This is a genomic window from Pseudomonas sp. UTLPPB19802 (assembly GCF_059730225.1).
The window spans coordinates 3,623,526-3,636,877 of record NZ_AP048545.1; the positions used below are offsets into that span (position 1 = coordinate 3,623,526).

At 60.4% G+C, this 13,352-nt stretch carries 11 protein-coding genes; 4 read left to right on the forward strand and 7 right to left on the reverse strand.

Annotated features, from left to right (window positions below; genetic code table 11):
- Positions 1 to 20 precede the first annotated feature (20 nt).
- The 4 genes from pdxR to AC6I6U_RS16340 all read left to right on the forward strand — a co-directional run bounded on the left by pdxR (position 21) and on the right by AC6I6U_RS16340 (position 4,930).
- Positions 21 to 1,454: a MocR-like pyridoxine biosynthesis transcription factor PdxR gene (pdxR, locus tag AC6I6U_RS16325; RefSeq protein ID WP_497882932.1), complete on the forward strand. Its 1,434-nt coding sequence runs from the start codon at positions 21 to 23 to the stop codon at positions 1,452 to 1,454.
- A gap of 66 nt (positions 1,455 to 1,520) precedes the next feature.
- A complete protein-coding gene (locus AC6I6U_RS16330) occupies positions 1,521 to 2,447 on the forward strand; it encodes a 2-hydroxyacid dehydrogenase (RefSeq protein WP_497882933.1) in 927 nt (308 codons plus the stop codon).
- 194 nt (positions 2,448 to 2,641) lie between these two features.
- Complete coding sequence (locus tag AC6I6U_RS16335) at positions 2,642 to 3,280, forward strand: glycoside hydrolase family 25 protein (RefSeq protein WP_497882934.1); 639 nt, start codon at positions 2,642 to 2,644, stop codon at positions 3,278 to 3,280.
- A gap of 111 nt (positions 3,281 to 3,391) precedes the next feature.
- A complete protein-coding gene (locus AC6I6U_RS16340; RefSeq protein WP_497882935.1) occupies positions 3,392 to 4,930 on the forward strand; it encodes an ATP-binding protein in 1,539 nt (512 codons plus the stop codon).
- A gap of 111 nt (positions 4,931 to 5,041) precedes the next feature.
- Here the strand turns inward: AC6I6U_RS16340 and AC6I6U_RS16345 are convergent, their stop codons facing one another.
- From AC6I6U_RS16345 to AC6I6U_RS16375, 7 genes are all read right to left on the reverse strand, one after another.
- Positions 5,042 to 6,286 carry a saccharopine dehydrogenase family protein gene (locus AC6I6U_RS16345; protein ID WP_010453123.1) on the reverse strand — a complete coding sequence of 415 codons (1,245 nt, stop codon included), beginning with the start codon at positions 6,284 to 6,286 and terminating at the stop codon, positions 5,042 to 5,044.
- Between the two features lie 29 nt (positions 6,287 to 6,315).
- On the reverse strand, positions 6,316 to 7,413 hold the full coding sequence (gene nspC / locus AC6I6U_RS16350) for a carboxynorspermidine decarboxylase (RefSeq protein ID WP_497882936.1): 1,098 nt from the start codon (positions 7,411 to 7,413) through the stop codon (positions 6,316 to 6,318).
- Between the two features lie 379 nt (positions 7,414 to 7,792).
- Positions 7,793 to 8,020: a YodC family protein gene (locus AC6I6U_RS16355; RefSeq protein ID WP_497882937.1), complete on the reverse strand. Its 228-nt coding sequence runs from the start codon at positions 8,018 to 8,020 to the stop codon at positions 7,793 to 7,795.
- Between the two features lie 91 nt (positions 8,021 to 8,111).
- Complete coding sequence (locus AC6I6U_RS16360) at positions 8,112 to 8,942, reverse strand: helix-turn-helix transcriptional regulator (protein ID WP_497882938.1); 831 nt, start codon at positions 8,940 to 8,942, stop codon at positions 8,112 to 8,114.
- A gap of 603 nt (positions 8,943 to 9,545) precedes the next feature.
- A complete protein-coding gene (locus AC6I6U_RS16365; RefSeq protein ID WP_497882939.1) occupies positions 9,546 to 10,886 on the reverse strand; it encodes a diaminobutyrate--2-oxoglutarate transaminase family protein in 1,341 nt (446 codons plus the stop codon).
- A 577-nt stretch (positions 10,887 to 11,463) separates the two neighbouring features.
- Complete coding sequence (locus tag AC6I6U_RS16370; RefSeq protein ID WP_497882940.1) at positions 11,464 to 12,279, reverse strand: helix-turn-helix transcriptional regulator; 816 nt, start codon at positions 12,277 to 12,279, stop codon at positions 11,464 to 11,466.
- A gap of 167 nt (positions 12,280 to 12,446) precedes the next feature.
- A complete protein-coding gene (locus tag AC6I6U_RS16375) occupies positions 12,447 to 13,331 on the reverse strand; it encodes a TauD/TfdA family dioxygenase (RefSeq protein ID WP_497882941.1) in 885 nt (294 codons plus the stop codon).
- Positions 13,332 to 13,352: the final 21 nt, after the last annotated feature.

Consider the following 13,352-nt stretch of genomic DNA (forward strand, 5'->3'; position numbering starts at 1 on the left):
TACAGCTTCAGGAACTGCTGATGGATTCGCTTCGGCGCGGTGGTCCGTCCGGCCTGCAGCGGCAGATCTACGAGGCCCTCCAGGCGGCGATCCTGCAGGGCCACTTGCCGGTCGACGCGCGCATGCCCTCGACCCGATCCCTGGCCGCGCAATTGAACGTGTCGCGGGTCACCACGTCGCTGGTGTACGAGCGACTGGTCAACGAGGGCTACCTGTTCACCCGCTCGGGCAGCGGCACGTTCGTCGCCGATACCTTGCCACGCGGCGACCGGCACGACGGTCCGGTCGACCAGGTCGAGGCGGTCGAGAGCCTGTTGTCGTCGCGGGGACTTGGCATCACCGCGCGTGTCACCGCGTTGGCCCGTGGCGCCGGTGCGTTTGTCCCCGGGGTCGCGGATGCACAGTACTTTCCCTTTCACCTCTGGCGGCGGTTGCAGAACCGCTATCTGAAGCGCAGTCATGCCGAGCTGGCCGGCTATGTCGAGCTGGGTGGCTACCGGCCCTTGCGCGAGGTTTTGTGCACCTATCTGTATGCCTCGCGGGCGGTCCGATGCAGCCCCCGACAGATCATCATCACCCAGGGCACTCATCAGTCACTCGACCTGCTGGCCAAGCTGCTGGCGGATCCAGGTGATACGGCACTGGTGGAGAGCCCCTGCCACTGGGGGGCTCCGGTGGTGTTTTCCGCCGCCGGTCTGCACTGCGTACCGCTGCAACTGGACGAAGAGGGCGCGCGTCTCCCCGAGTTGGAGAGCCGGGCGCGCCTGGCCTTCGTGACACCGTCGCACCAATACCCCACCGGCCATGTCATGAGCCTGCAACGGCGACGGGACTGGCTGTCCCTGGCCAGGGCCGAGCGGCTCTGGCTGGTGGAGGATGACTACGACAGCGAGTTTCGCTACGACATCGATCCACTGCCGGCCATGCAGGGACTGGACAGCGGGAGCCGGGTGATCTATCTCGGCACCTTCAGCAAGGTGACGTTCCCCGGTTTGCGACTCAGCTACCTGGTGGTTCCCGAAGGGCTGGCGGATGCCTTCGCCAAGGGCCTGACCCAGCTCTATCGTCCGGGTTTCCTGGCGACGCAGGCGGCGATGGCCGATTTCATCCGCGAGGGCCATTTTTCCAGCCACATTCGCCGGATGCGCGCTGTCTATGCCGAGCGTCGGCGCCTGTTGAAGGCGGCTCTGGACACGCACTTCGGCGACGCCATCCACTACAGTCGCGGGCAGGCGGGCCTGCATCTGGCCGTGCGCATCGGTGCCCCCGGCACGGCGAGGAAAATGCTCGAACACGCCGCCGCATTCGACCTGGCCCTGCGCGGCGCCTACACCCTCGACCCGCAGGCCGACGACGGCAATCTGCTGGTGCTCGGTTACGGTGGCGTCAAGGATGGCGAGGTGGAGGCCGCGGTCGTGCGGCTCAAGGCGCTTTATGAAAAGTGCCGTCGGTGAGACATGCGATGGTCAATCACCGAGGGCTCCAGCACTATGTGAGGCCCGATACCCCAAGGAGTTGGCATGTGTATTCTCTACATGGCGTGGCCCAGCGACGCCGAGAAATGGCGGGCGGCCTTTGCCAGGCAGGCCCCGGAACTCGAGTTTCGCCAGGCGCCCGAGGTGGGCGACCCGGCCGATGTGCGCTACCTGATCGCCTGGGAGTCCTGCGCCGACCTGATCGAACGCTTCCCCAACCTGCAGGTGCTCTATTCGGCCGGAGCCGGTGTCGATCAGTTCGACCTGTCGGTGCTGCCGGAGCATGTGCCACTGGTTCGGCTGGTCGATCCGTCGATGGCGACCATCATGACCGAGTACGTGCAGTTCGCCGTCCTCGCCTTGCACCGGGACATCCTCAGCTATCGCGCGCAACAGGCGGCCAGGGTTTGGGCAGAGTTGCCGATCATCCCCGCCGCTGGCCGACGTGTCGGCGTCATGGGCATTGGCAACCTGGGGCTTGCGGTGCTTGACCGTCTGCAACCATTGGGCTTTCAGCTCAGCGGCTGGAATCGCAGCGAGAAGGCCGTGCCGGGCGGGCGCTGTTTTGTCGGCATGGAGCAACTGTCGGCGTTCCTGGAGCAGTGCGACATCCTGATCAACCTGCTGCCGCTGACGCCAGAGACCCATGGCATTCTCAATCGCGCACGGCTCGATTGCCTGCCGATGGGTGCCGGCTTGGTCAACGTCGGTCGCGGCGCCCATCTGGTCGATGACGATGTTGTTCGGGCACTGGACGAGGGCCGCCTGGGCGGGGCGATCCTCGACGTGTTCGAACAGGAGCCGCCCCCGCCCGAGCATCCGTTCTGGGGCCATCCCAAGGTACTCATGACACCCCATGTCGCCAGCACCGTACAGGTCGACGGTGCCGTCTCGGTCATCCTCGAAAACCTGCGGCGTGAACGCCGGGGCGAGGCGCTGCTCAACGTGGTCGATCGTTCCAGGGGCTACTGAGCCCCTGCGGTTTCAGGCGCTGAACTCGAAGCGGGTTTCCCGCGATGGCGAGTGGTTGACGACGTCGCTGAGTTTCTTTGCTTCGCTGGGAATCCTGCCGTGGGCGGTATCCGGTTAGGACCTGCTGGTCGATGTCGCGTGGAAACATGGACGCGACGCAATAACCGACAACAGCAAACCCCACGGAGAGACCAATGAGCTGCAAGGAAACAGGCCGCAATGCTTATGCGCGAGGCATGGATGTATCACGCTGGCAGGGCAGTATCGACTGGGCCAGAGTCGCGGCGACCGGGATCACCCAGGCGATGGTGAAAATGACCGAGGGTGGTACCTACGTCGATCCCCGGTTCGTCGAGAATTTTCGTGGCTTGCGCAGCCATGGCCTGCGGGCCGGGGTCTATCACTACTTCAGGGCGCTGAGCAGCACCCCCTGCGAGCAGTTGGCCAATATCCGCCGGCAGCTTGCCGAGGTGCAGTTCGAGCCGGGACGCGACCTGCTGGCGATCGATGTGGAAACCCAGCATAACGAACAGGCATCCGCGCAGCAGATGGCCGACAACCTGTTCAGCCTGGTCACTTCGGTGAGGCAACTGTTGGGCGGGGCCTACCCGTTGATCTACACCTCTCCCACGATGTGGGACCGCGACGTGGCGTGGGACAGGCACGATTTCAGCGAATGCCCGCTTTGGGTCGCCCATTGGCAGGTCGAACAGCCCTCGCTGCCGCAAACCTGGAGCAGCCGGGGCAAGAGCTGGAGTTGGTGGCAGCACAGCAGCAAGGGCCTGGTCGACGGTATCGAGGGCGAAGTGGACCTGGATTGGGTCAAGGCCTGAGACGGGCCTGCTTACCCCCGGTCATGCAATCTGTCGAGGCCCGGGAGGTTTTCTTGGGCACGCTGGCGGAGCCGGTGTAAGGTAGGGGGAAAATTACCTGCGAGGCCCCTCATGTCCGATCAACCTGCGTCCGGAAGCGTAACCGACGGTGATCGTTTCCGCCTGCTGGTCGATGCCCTGACCGATCATGCTATCTACATGCTCGACCCACAGGGGAGGGTCAGCAGTTGGAACCAGGGCGCGCGACACATCAAGGGCTACACGGCGCAGGAGGTCATCGGCAAGAACTTCTCGATGTTCTACACCGACGAGGACCGTGCCAGCGGCGAGCCTGCCCGGGCGCTGTCGATCGCTGCCACCGAAGGGCGCTTCGAGAAGCAGGCCTGGCGCTTGCGCAAGGATGGCACGCGGTTCATGGCCCACGTGATACTGGACCCGATCCGTGCCGAGAACGGCGAGATTCTCGGCTTTGCCAAGATCACCCGTGATATCACCGAGTCGGTACTGGCGCAAAAGGAGCTGGACCAGGCACGTGAAGCACTGTTCCAGTCGCAGAAACTGCAGGCCATCGGTCAGCTCAGCGGTGGTATCGCCCACGACTTCAACAACCTGCTGACGGTGATTCGCGGCAACCTCGAATTGCTGAGCAAGCGTGTCAACGGCGACGCAAGGCTTTCCCGGCTGGTGGGGAACGCCTTGCAGGGTACCGAGCGCGGCGTATCGCTGACCCAGCGCATGTTGGCCTTCGCCCGGCGCCAGGAACTGCGGACCGAAGCCGTGCGCCTATCGGACCTGGTGGACAATCTGCTCGGCCTGCTGCGCAGTTCGGCCGGGCCACAGGTGGCGGTCCTGTCGCAACTGAGCACGGCCCTGCCGGCGGTGCATGTCGATATCAACCAGTTGGAGCTGGCCTTGCTGAATCTGGTGAGCAATGCCCGCGATGCAATGCCGGCCGGTGGCAGTATCCGGATCAGTGCCGGCGTGCACGCCAAGGTCGATGCGCTGCCCCATGATGAGTACGTGTGTCTGGCGATCACTGACGATGGTGAAGGCATGGACGAGCATACCCTGGCCTACGCGACCGACCCGTTCTTCACTACCAAGGGCGTGGGCAAGGGGACCGGCCTGGGCCTGTCGATGGTTCACGGCTTGGCCGAGCAGATGGGCGGGCGCCTGGTGCTGAAAAGCAGCAAGGGCCAGGGTACCACCGCCGAACTCTGGCTGCCGGTGGACAACGAGGTCGATCCGGGACCACATCTCTTCGTCGACGGTGAGCCACAACCGTTGTTCAAACCGCTGACGGTACTGCTGGTCGACGACGACAACCTGGTGCTCGACAGCACCGTGTTGCTGCTCGAGGACCTCGGGCATCGGGTGATCTGCGCGACTTCCGGCGCCCAGGCGTTGCGCTGCCTGGAGCAGAATCCTGCGGTCGACCTGATGATCACCGACATGATCATGCCGCAGATGGACGGCGCGCAATTGGCCGAGGTGGTGCGCAAGCTGCATCCCGAGTTGCCGATCATCCTCGCCACTGGCTATTCCGGCCATCTGGAAGGCCCGGCGGTGCAGTTGCCGCGGATTCTCAAGCCCTATAGCCAGTCGCAACTGGCGGAAACCCTTGCACTGGCTCTGCTCAGGGACACGTGACCGGATGCCGTTGCGTGCCCAGCTTCGTCGTGAACGAAAAACGCCCCGAACCGCAATGGCCGGGGCGCTTCTGTTCACGCAGACCTTATCGAAGGTCCGGGAGGGGAGCTATCAGGCGATAGCGTCCCAGGCGCGGTCACCGCGCTCGTCCTTGATGCGGGTCGGCAGGCCCATCACGTCCAGCGCCTTGAGGAACGGCTCGGCTGGGAGTTCCTCGACGTTGGCCATGCGTTGCACGTCCCACTCGCCACGGGCGACCAGCAGGGCCGCAGCCACTGGCGGTACACCGGCGGTATAGGAGATACCCTGGCTGTCGGTCTCGGCGTAGGCGTCCTCATGGTCGGCCACGTTGTAGATGAACAGCTCGCGCGGCTGGCCATCCTTGCTGCCCTTGACCAGGTCACCGATGCAGGTCTTGCCGGTGTAGCCCGGTGCCAGCGAGGCAGGGTCGGGCAGTACGGCCTTGACCACTTTCAGTGGCACCACTTCCAGGCCTTCAGCGGTCTTGACCGGCTTCTCGGAGAGCAGGCCAAGGTTCTTCAGCACGGTGAAGACGTTGATGTAGTGCTCGCCGAAACTCATCCAGAAGCGCACGTTGGGCACGTCGAGGTTCTTCGACAGCGAGTGCACTTCATCGTGACCGGTGAGGTACAGGTTCTGCGAGCCCACGACCGGCAGGTCGTCGGTGCGCTTGACTTCGAACATGGTGTTGCTGGTCCACTGGCTGTCCTGCCAGCTCCACACCTGCCCGGTGAACTCCCGGAAGTTGATCTCGGGATCGAAATTGGTGGCGAAATACTTGCCGTGGGAACCGGCGTTGACGTCGAGAATATCGATCGAGTCAATGCGGTCGAAATACTGTTGCTGTGCCAGGGCCGCATAGGCATTGACCACGCCTGGGTCGAAACCTACGCCAAGAATGGCGGTGATGTTCTTCTGCTGGCATTCCTCGAGGTGCTTCCACTCGTAGTTGCCGTACCATGGCGGGGTCTCGCAGACCTTGCCCGGCTCTTCGTGGATGGCGGTGTCGAGGTAGGCCACGCCGGTGTCGATGCAGGCACGCAGGACCGACATGTTGAGGAACGCGGAGCCGACGTTGATGACGATCTGCGATTCGGTCTCGCGGATCAGCGCCTTGGTCGCTTCGACGTCCAGGGCGTTCAGTGCAAAAGCCTTGATGTCGGCGGGCTGCTTGAGGCTGCCCTTGGCTTTGACGCTGTCGATGATGGCCTGGCATTTGGAGATGTTGCGCGACGCGATAGCAATACGACCGAGTTCATCGTTGTGCTGCGCGCACTTGTGGGCCACCACCTTGGCGACACCTCCTGCACCAATGATAAGTACGTTCTTCTTCAATTTGCTCATTTCTCCTTTGGACAGCCAGCTTACGAGAGGCTGGACAGATAGTCGTCGTAGCTGAACTCACGAACCGTCTCGACGCTACCGTCGAGTTGTTTCACTACGATGGACGGCATTTTCAGACCGTTGAACCAGTTTTTCTTGACCATTGTGTAACCTGCCGCGTCGATGAACGACAGTCGGTCGCCGATGGCCAGCGGCTGATCGAAGGTGTACTCGCCGAAGATGTCACCGGCCAGGCAGGACTTGCCGCATACCATATAGGTGTGGCTGCCGTCGTTCGGTTCCATCTTGGCATTGAGGCGATAGATCAGCAGGTCGAGCATGTGCGCCTCGATGGAGCTGTCCACTACCGCCAGGTTCTTGCCGTTGTACAGGGTGTCGAGCACGGTGACTTCCAGCGAGGCGCTCTGGGTGATCGCCGCTTCGCCCGGTTCCAGGTAGACCTGGACGCCGTACTTCTGCGAGAAGTCCTTGAGGCGGGCACAGAACTGATCCAGCGCGTAGCCTTCACCGGTGAAGTGGATGCCGCCGCCGAGGCTGACCCACTCGACCTTGTGCAACAGGTGGCCGAAGCGTTCCTCGATGGTGCCGAGCATCTTGTCGAACAGGCTGAAGTCGCCGTTCTCGCAGTTGTTGTGGAACATGAAGCCGGAGATCTGCCCGATGACCTGCTCGATCTTAGCCGGGTCCCATTCGCCCAGGCGGCTGAAGGGGCGCGCCGGGTCGGCCAGCAGATAGTCGGAGCTGCTCACCTGCGGGTTGACGCGCAGGCCACGGGTCTTGCCCGCCGAGGCCTCGGCAAAGCGCTGCAACTGGCCGATGGAGTTGAAGATGATCTTGTCGCAGTTTTCCAGCATTTCGCCGATTTCATCGTCGGCCCAGGCCACGCTGTAGGCGTGGGTTTCGCCGGCGAATTTCTGGCGGCCGAGCTTGAGCTCGTAGAGCGATGACGACGTCGTGCCGTCCATGTATTGCTGCATCAGGTCGAACACCGACCAGGTGGCGAAGCACTTGAGTGCCAGGAGCGCCTTGGCCCCCGATTGTTCGCGCACGTAGGCGATCTTCTGCAGGTTGACCAGCAGCTTCTGCTTGTCGATGAGGTAGTACGGCGTCTTGATCATTTCGAGGCCTCCGGCAGGGCTAGCCAAAAAAAGGACGCGCATTGTGCCTTTAGTTGGTTCATATCGAAAGGTTAGCGGGCGTATTTCGCCCATTGAATGAGCCGCGCTGCTTACCGGGCGGCCTGGGCGTATCGTGGCGAAAGCCTGTTACACCCTGATTTTCGTCAGTGCGAACAGCATGTTCAGGACGTGGGGCCGGGCACTGGCCCGAGGCATCCGTTTATCGGGTGCGTAAAAAGCGAAAAGCCCGCCTGATTAAGGAGCGGGCTTTCAGCAGATGGGTCAAATCCCTTTGACTGCGTTCATTTTGTCCGGGGATTGTGACGGTATCATGATGGAAGGGTGGCTAAATGATTGCAGTCTCGGCGAGGAGGATGCTTCAGGACTCGGTGCGCTCCTGCTGCTCGTTCCTGGCGTCTGGCAGGTTGCCGACGCGCACAAGGTTGGCCGCGGCGAAGAAACCCTGCACGGTACGGTGCTTGGCCTGGTACTCGCAGTGCACCAGGGTGGTATCCGGAAACTGGCTGGCATGGGACGTTTGCTTGACCACCATCCGGATCCCCCCCGAACGCAGTCTTACATGTTGGCCCGGCTCGAACTTGCTCATGGTTGTCGCTCCAGTAGAGACACCGTAGTCACTTCCCGCCAGGGTGCAGGGCGGCTGCAGTATAGGGACGAGGGTAGCTATCCGGCCTCCATCAGGCCTGCATGGGCACCGGGGTGCCGACCATCCATTTGGCCAACCCATGCCGGCCACTGACCCCCAGCTTGGCGGCAGCGCGCTTGAGATAGGTTTCGATGGAGCTGTTCTTGACGCACAGCTTTTCTGCCATTTCCGGCACGGTGCCGCCGTTGAGCAACCCCAGGCAGACTTCCTGCTCACGAACCGACAGGGTGATGTCACAAAGTGCCAGGCGCTCCTTGAAGTCGCGCTGCAGGGAGGTCAGTTCGTTTTCCGCGCCCGGGTTGGGCAGCCAGGTGCCCAGCTTTTGCAGCGACTGGCGGGTGACCTGGGCATGGCACTCGATCAGCGGCAAGAGGGTTTCCGAGAGATTCTTGAGGAACGACAGTTCCGTCAGGGAAAAGGCTTTCTGGTGTTGCGGACGGTACAGTGAGATCAGGCTGCGGCGGTTGTTCTTCAGCGACACCAGACAGCACTGGTGGTACTCGGCATGGCTGCGCGGCTTGCCGGGTACGGCGGGCTTGGCGTTCATCTGGATCAGCAGCGGGTGATCCATCTCGATGATGTCCTTGCCTAGCGGATGCTCGCTGGCGTGCCTGATGTTGCTCGGCGGCGGAATATCCTCCGGCTCGCCGGCCCCACCCACCAGTCGGACATCGACGACGCGGCTCTGGCGGTCGTCAATGGTCCATTCGCTCAGTTCCAGTGCGTTGACCGGCACCAATTGAGCGACCAATCGATAGAGGCCCTCGGCGAAGTGCTGCTGACCCACATTGAGGACCAGTTCGCCCAGTTCGTGATAGAAGCGGGCACTTTCCACATCCATGATACTGCTGGTTCGGTTCATTCCTGTTTACCTTTTCAGGTGCAGCGGCACGGCAACCTTCCGGAGGCGGCGGTCACGCGGCGCTAGCCCTAGATTCAAACGTTTTCGAGAAGCGATTCAGCAAGTGCGATGAATTTGAATCCATACCGCAAGCGAGTGTCTGTAGTGGAATTCTGGGACATAAAAAGATACAAAACAGGCGCCGAAAAATTGACTCTTTATATGACAGGCATATTCAAAAGCGTGAAAACGGCCGCAGAAAAATGTCTGTGAAAGTTCAATCTATTGATTTAAAAGTTTATTTTCTGCCGGAAGGTCACGGTTGAATCATGACAATTTGATTGCACAGCTGATTTTGTAGGCTATTGCTTACATTGAAAGTGGTCATTTACCCTTTCTGTTGTGTGGGCACACCTACAATTTTCCGGCAAATATATTTGCCCAATCACCTGTAATACAGGCTGGTATCGTACGAGGTTGTACGTTATTGGATGGTGTTGCACCGAAGTGACCCTCGTCACGCCGGCGGCGCATCCAGGGTCGACAAAGGTATCGACCCGGCGATCGATGCGGGTGAGCGTGTGCCGCTCACCGGGATCTCGAGTTTCTGTCGTGGAACAGGTCTCAGGCGATCTCGTCGAGTACGGGCAGGCGCTTTTCGCAGGTCTTGCGTACCGCCTGCTCGAAGCGTTCGAGCACCTGGCTGATGTCGGCCTCGGTGATGTTCAGCGGCGGCAGGAACCGCAATACCGCACCGTGGCGGCCACCGGTTTCGACCACCAGGCCGTTCTCGAAGCAGTTGAGCTTGATCTGCCGTGCACGCTGGCCATCGCCCAGGCCGACATGCTCGCCGACGCCGGGGCGGATCACCTCGACGCCAAGCATCAGGCCGCGCCCGCGCACGTCGCCGATGAAGTCATGACGCTGGGCAATTTGCCTCAGCCCATCCTCAAGCAGTTGGCCCATGGCCGAGGCGTTGGCCTCCAGGTGGTTTTCCCGGATATGACGCATGGTCGCGGTGCCGGCGACCATTGCCAACTGGTTGCCTCGGAAGGTTCCAGCGTGGGTACCTGGACCCCAGGTGTCGAGGTGCTCGGCATAGACGATGACCGATAACGGATAGCCACCGCCGATGGCCTTGGACAACACCAGGATGTCCGGGACAATGCCCGAATGCTCCAGGGCGAAGGTGGTGCCGGTGCGGCCGAGGCCAGTCTGGACTTCGTCGATGATCAGCAGGATTTCCTGCTCCTGGGTGATTGCCCGCAGTTCCCGCAACCATTGGGCCGACGCCGGAATGCAGCCACCTTCGCCCTGGACGACTTCGACGATCACTGCCGCCGGCTTGGTTACGCCACCCTCGGGGTCGCACAGGACGTTGCGGATGTAGTCGATGGACAACTGTTCGGTGTGCTCGCCGCGGGTGCCGAAAGGGCAACGGAAACGGTAGGGGAAGGGCAGGAAGTGAGTGTCCTGGGCGATGATGCCATGGCTGCTCTTGGGGCGCAGATTGCCCATGGCCGACAAGGCGCCGGCGGTCATGCCGTGGTAGCCGCCCTGGAAAGCCATCAGGGCCGAGCGCTGGGTGTAGTGGCGGGCGAGCTTGATGGCCGCTTCGACGGCATCCGAGCCGCTGGGGCCGCAGAACAGGATTTTGCTGGAGTTGCGCATGGCGTCGGGCAGCAGTGAAAACAGCTCCCGGACAAACATGTACTTGGCGGGCGTTGCCAGGTCCAGGCCCTGCTGGAGGTGATCGCCAGCGAGGAACTCCATCACCGCTGCCTTGACTTCGGGTGGGTTGTGACCCAGCGCCAGGGTGCCGGCGTTGGACAGGCAGTCAAGGTATTCCTTGCCATGGGCGTCCCTGATTCGCATGCCCTGGCCGCCGACGAACAGTTGCTGGAACGTCGCCGCATACGTGCGTGCATTCGACTCGACTTTCCCGAGATAGCTGAGTTCTTCCATTACTTGATCACCCCATGACGTTTGGCGAAAAACAGGTTGATAACAGCCAGAGCTGTTGGCGAATGAACCGATCCCGAAGGAAGGTCCAGTCGAGTGATATAAAGTTGTGTCTACGGCAACTATCCGGCGACCGCTTGATTGCTGCAGGTATCAATTGCGCCGGGGCTGATCCGGAGCCTGGCGGGTTTTGATCAACAACTGGCGATTGATGATCTTGCGATGGCATGGGAGGACGTGCAAATGTTTGCACGGCAACTTGTCCCGGTATTGGATGGCACTTGCTCAGTTGTTTTACATGAGCCGGAGGGCGGGGGTTGCCAGGCTCTCGAGTGTGCTGCCCGATCGGCCCGGGGATATGCTGGAATCACCATCGGCGAGATACATTTTTCCGGCCGGGAGGTGGCCCGAAAAGTTTATTCCAGAGAGAGAGAATTTCTCAGCCGAAGCTCATTGTTGAAGTTATAACGCAATCATTCTGTCAGTTGATGCGGTGCCGCCTCGAAAGGACAATTTCGAGCCTTCCGCCGGTACCCGACAGGGCCCCGGCGGGATGTCCCGCCGGGTTGGCCTGCACGCGTTACCCGGCGCTGCGTTCGCTGGCGTGCATCCAGCGGATGAGCGAATGGCGACCACTGATCCCCATCTTGATCGCGGCCCGCTTGAGATAACTTTCCACTGTATTGACCCCCAGGCCCAGGTGCTTAGCCAGCTCTGGCCCGGTCAATCCGGCCAGCAGGCCGACGCAGATTTCCGTTTCCCTCGACGACAGCTTCAGGCCGGATTGAGACAGGCGTTGGTCGAAGCGCTGGCGCAGGCTTTCGATCCCGCGGCTATATTGCCCGTCCAGGTGGAAAGTCGTTTCCTCGCGGCGGCGCACTGGCTGGCGAATGGTATTGATATGTTTCTCCACCAGGGGCAGTAGCAGGTGGGAGAAGTTCTGCAGGGTCGAGCGTTCTTGTGCTGAAAACTGTTGTGAAGGGTTGCTACGATAAAGGGAGATGACGTAGCGATAATCTTCCTTATTGCTGCTCAAATGCAGTTCCGCGGCATTGTCCACAGAGAAATTGGATTGCTGGGGTGCAGTTTGCAGGGTTGTAGTGAAACTTGCTGGATGCTGTGTCGAGTCGTGCCAGGTAAGCAGGTCGTCGGTCAATGAAATGGGTGGGGAGGTTTCAACTAGGGTTAACTTGTTTTCGCGTTTTTGAGTTCCGGTCGGCAGGTTGTAAAGTTTGCCTGGAGGGTTGTCGTCGTGTTCGACAGGGAACTGGGTAATATGGGTTGCATCCACTGGAAGACGGGTCAGGATCAGGTCGTGGAGCAAGCGTGGAAAGTGGCTGCTGCCGGTGCTGGCGATAACTTTTCCAATGTGCGGGAACAACTTCTGTGCATTCATCGATTTTACCCGTGTGTCGCCATTAGTTTGTTTGGGGCGCAAGGATCAATTGCCAGTAAAGGAGCCATGAACAGGGAGTAACTTTCGCAACGGCATGGACGAATCTGTTCAAGCCGCAAGCGATGTCAGCTGATTCTCCAGCCGTGCATGGTCAAGGTCCGTTGCATTCATGCCGGGCTCACCAGCGTCAGTCGCGGCTTTTGCTTGCGCACTGGCTCAGGTTGTTCGGTGGCCAGGACGAAAGTTCTTTGAATCCAGCGATCGCGTCCGTCGAGTTGCGCGGAAAAGGCGCTGCGGGCGTGAGAGGTTTTGCGATTATCGATCACCAGCAGGTCGCCGGCTTCAAGTGCCACCGGTTGTGCCGCTGCCCAGGCCACGCTGCGCAGGTGCTGCATCTTGGCTTGTGCCAGGTCGTCCTCGGCGATCATGAAGTGTGGGTCGAAGCGGAAGGAGGGGAATTGCGGGTTGCCATACAGCACAGTCTGCTTTCTGTTTATGTCGATTCGGCAGTTCTTTTCTTTCACTCCGTAATCTGAAAGAAAGTTATATTTTTCGGTTTGAAAGAATTCGATGTCTTCAGCACTTAGTCGATCCAGGATGTTGCCGACTGAAGTGATATAGGTGAGGGCCTTTGCCTCAGGGTCCTGACGTAGGCAGAGGAGAATCAGGTAGTCTGGGGATTGATCGTGGAAGGCGTTTTCGGTGTGCAGGTCGAGTTCAGTGTCGTAGCTGTCGGAAGTTACATCGTGGGAGAAATTTTTTTGGGGGAAGAAATTGTTTACGAGAGCGCCATTTGACTCTTGAACATAACCTATTGGCTCCCCTAGTATGCTAGTTGCGGTTAGAATCGTGTTCTCGCTTATATCGCAGTTTTTATTTAGTTCGTCGCGATTCGATGGAGTAGGGGGGATGTTGCCGATAGGTTGGTTTTTGAGGACTATATAACCGTTTTTGTTGCCGTTCAGACGGAAATCCTCCAGTCTGTGTCGGCTTTCCAGGGACATCTTTTCAGCCGGGACGGTAGGGGGCAGTAAAACGGTGCAATTTTGCATGGCGAGTATTCTTCAGTTCGT

Coding starts and splice junctions, on each gene's coding strand:
- AC6I6U_RS16370 (WP_497882940.1), bottom strand. CDS start 12,279: ATGAATGCACAGAAGTTGTTCCCGCACATTGGAAAAGTTATCGCCAGC.
- AC6I6U_RS16365 (WP_497882939.1), bottom strand. CDS start 10,886: ATGGAAGAACTCAGCTATCTCGGGAAAGTCGAGTCGAATGCACGCACG.
- AC6I6U_RS16330 (WP_497882933.1), top strand. CDS start 1,521: ATGTGTATTCTCTACATGGCGTGGCCCAGCGACGCCGAGAAATGGCGG.
- AC6I6U_RS16340 (WP_497882935.1), top strand. CDS start 3,392: ATGTCCGATCAACCTGCGTCCGGAAGCGTAACCGACGGTGATCGTTTC.
- nspC (WP_497882936.1), bottom strand. CDS start 7,413: ATGATCAAGACGCCGTACTACCTCATCGACAAGCAGAAGCTGCTGGTC.
- AC6I6U_RS16335 (WP_497882934.1), top strand. CDS start 2,642: ATGAGCTGCAAGGAAACAGGCCGCAATGCTTATGCGCGAGGCATGGAT.
- pdxR (WP_497882932.1), top strand. CDS start 21: ATGGATTCGCTTCGGCGCGGTGGTCCGTCCGGCCTGCAGCGGCAGATC.
- AC6I6U_RS16355 (WP_497882937.1), bottom strand. CDS start 8,020: ATGAGCAAGTTCGAGCCGGGCCAACATGTAAGACTGCGTTCGGGGGGG.
- AC6I6U_RS16375 (WP_497882941.1), bottom strand. CDS start 13,331: ATGCAAAATTGCACCGTTTTACTGCCCCCTACCGTCCCGGCTGAAAAG.
- AC6I6U_RS16360 (WP_497882938.1), bottom strand. CDS start 8,942: ATGAACCGAACCAGCAGTATCATGGATGTGGAAAGTGCCCGCTTCTAT.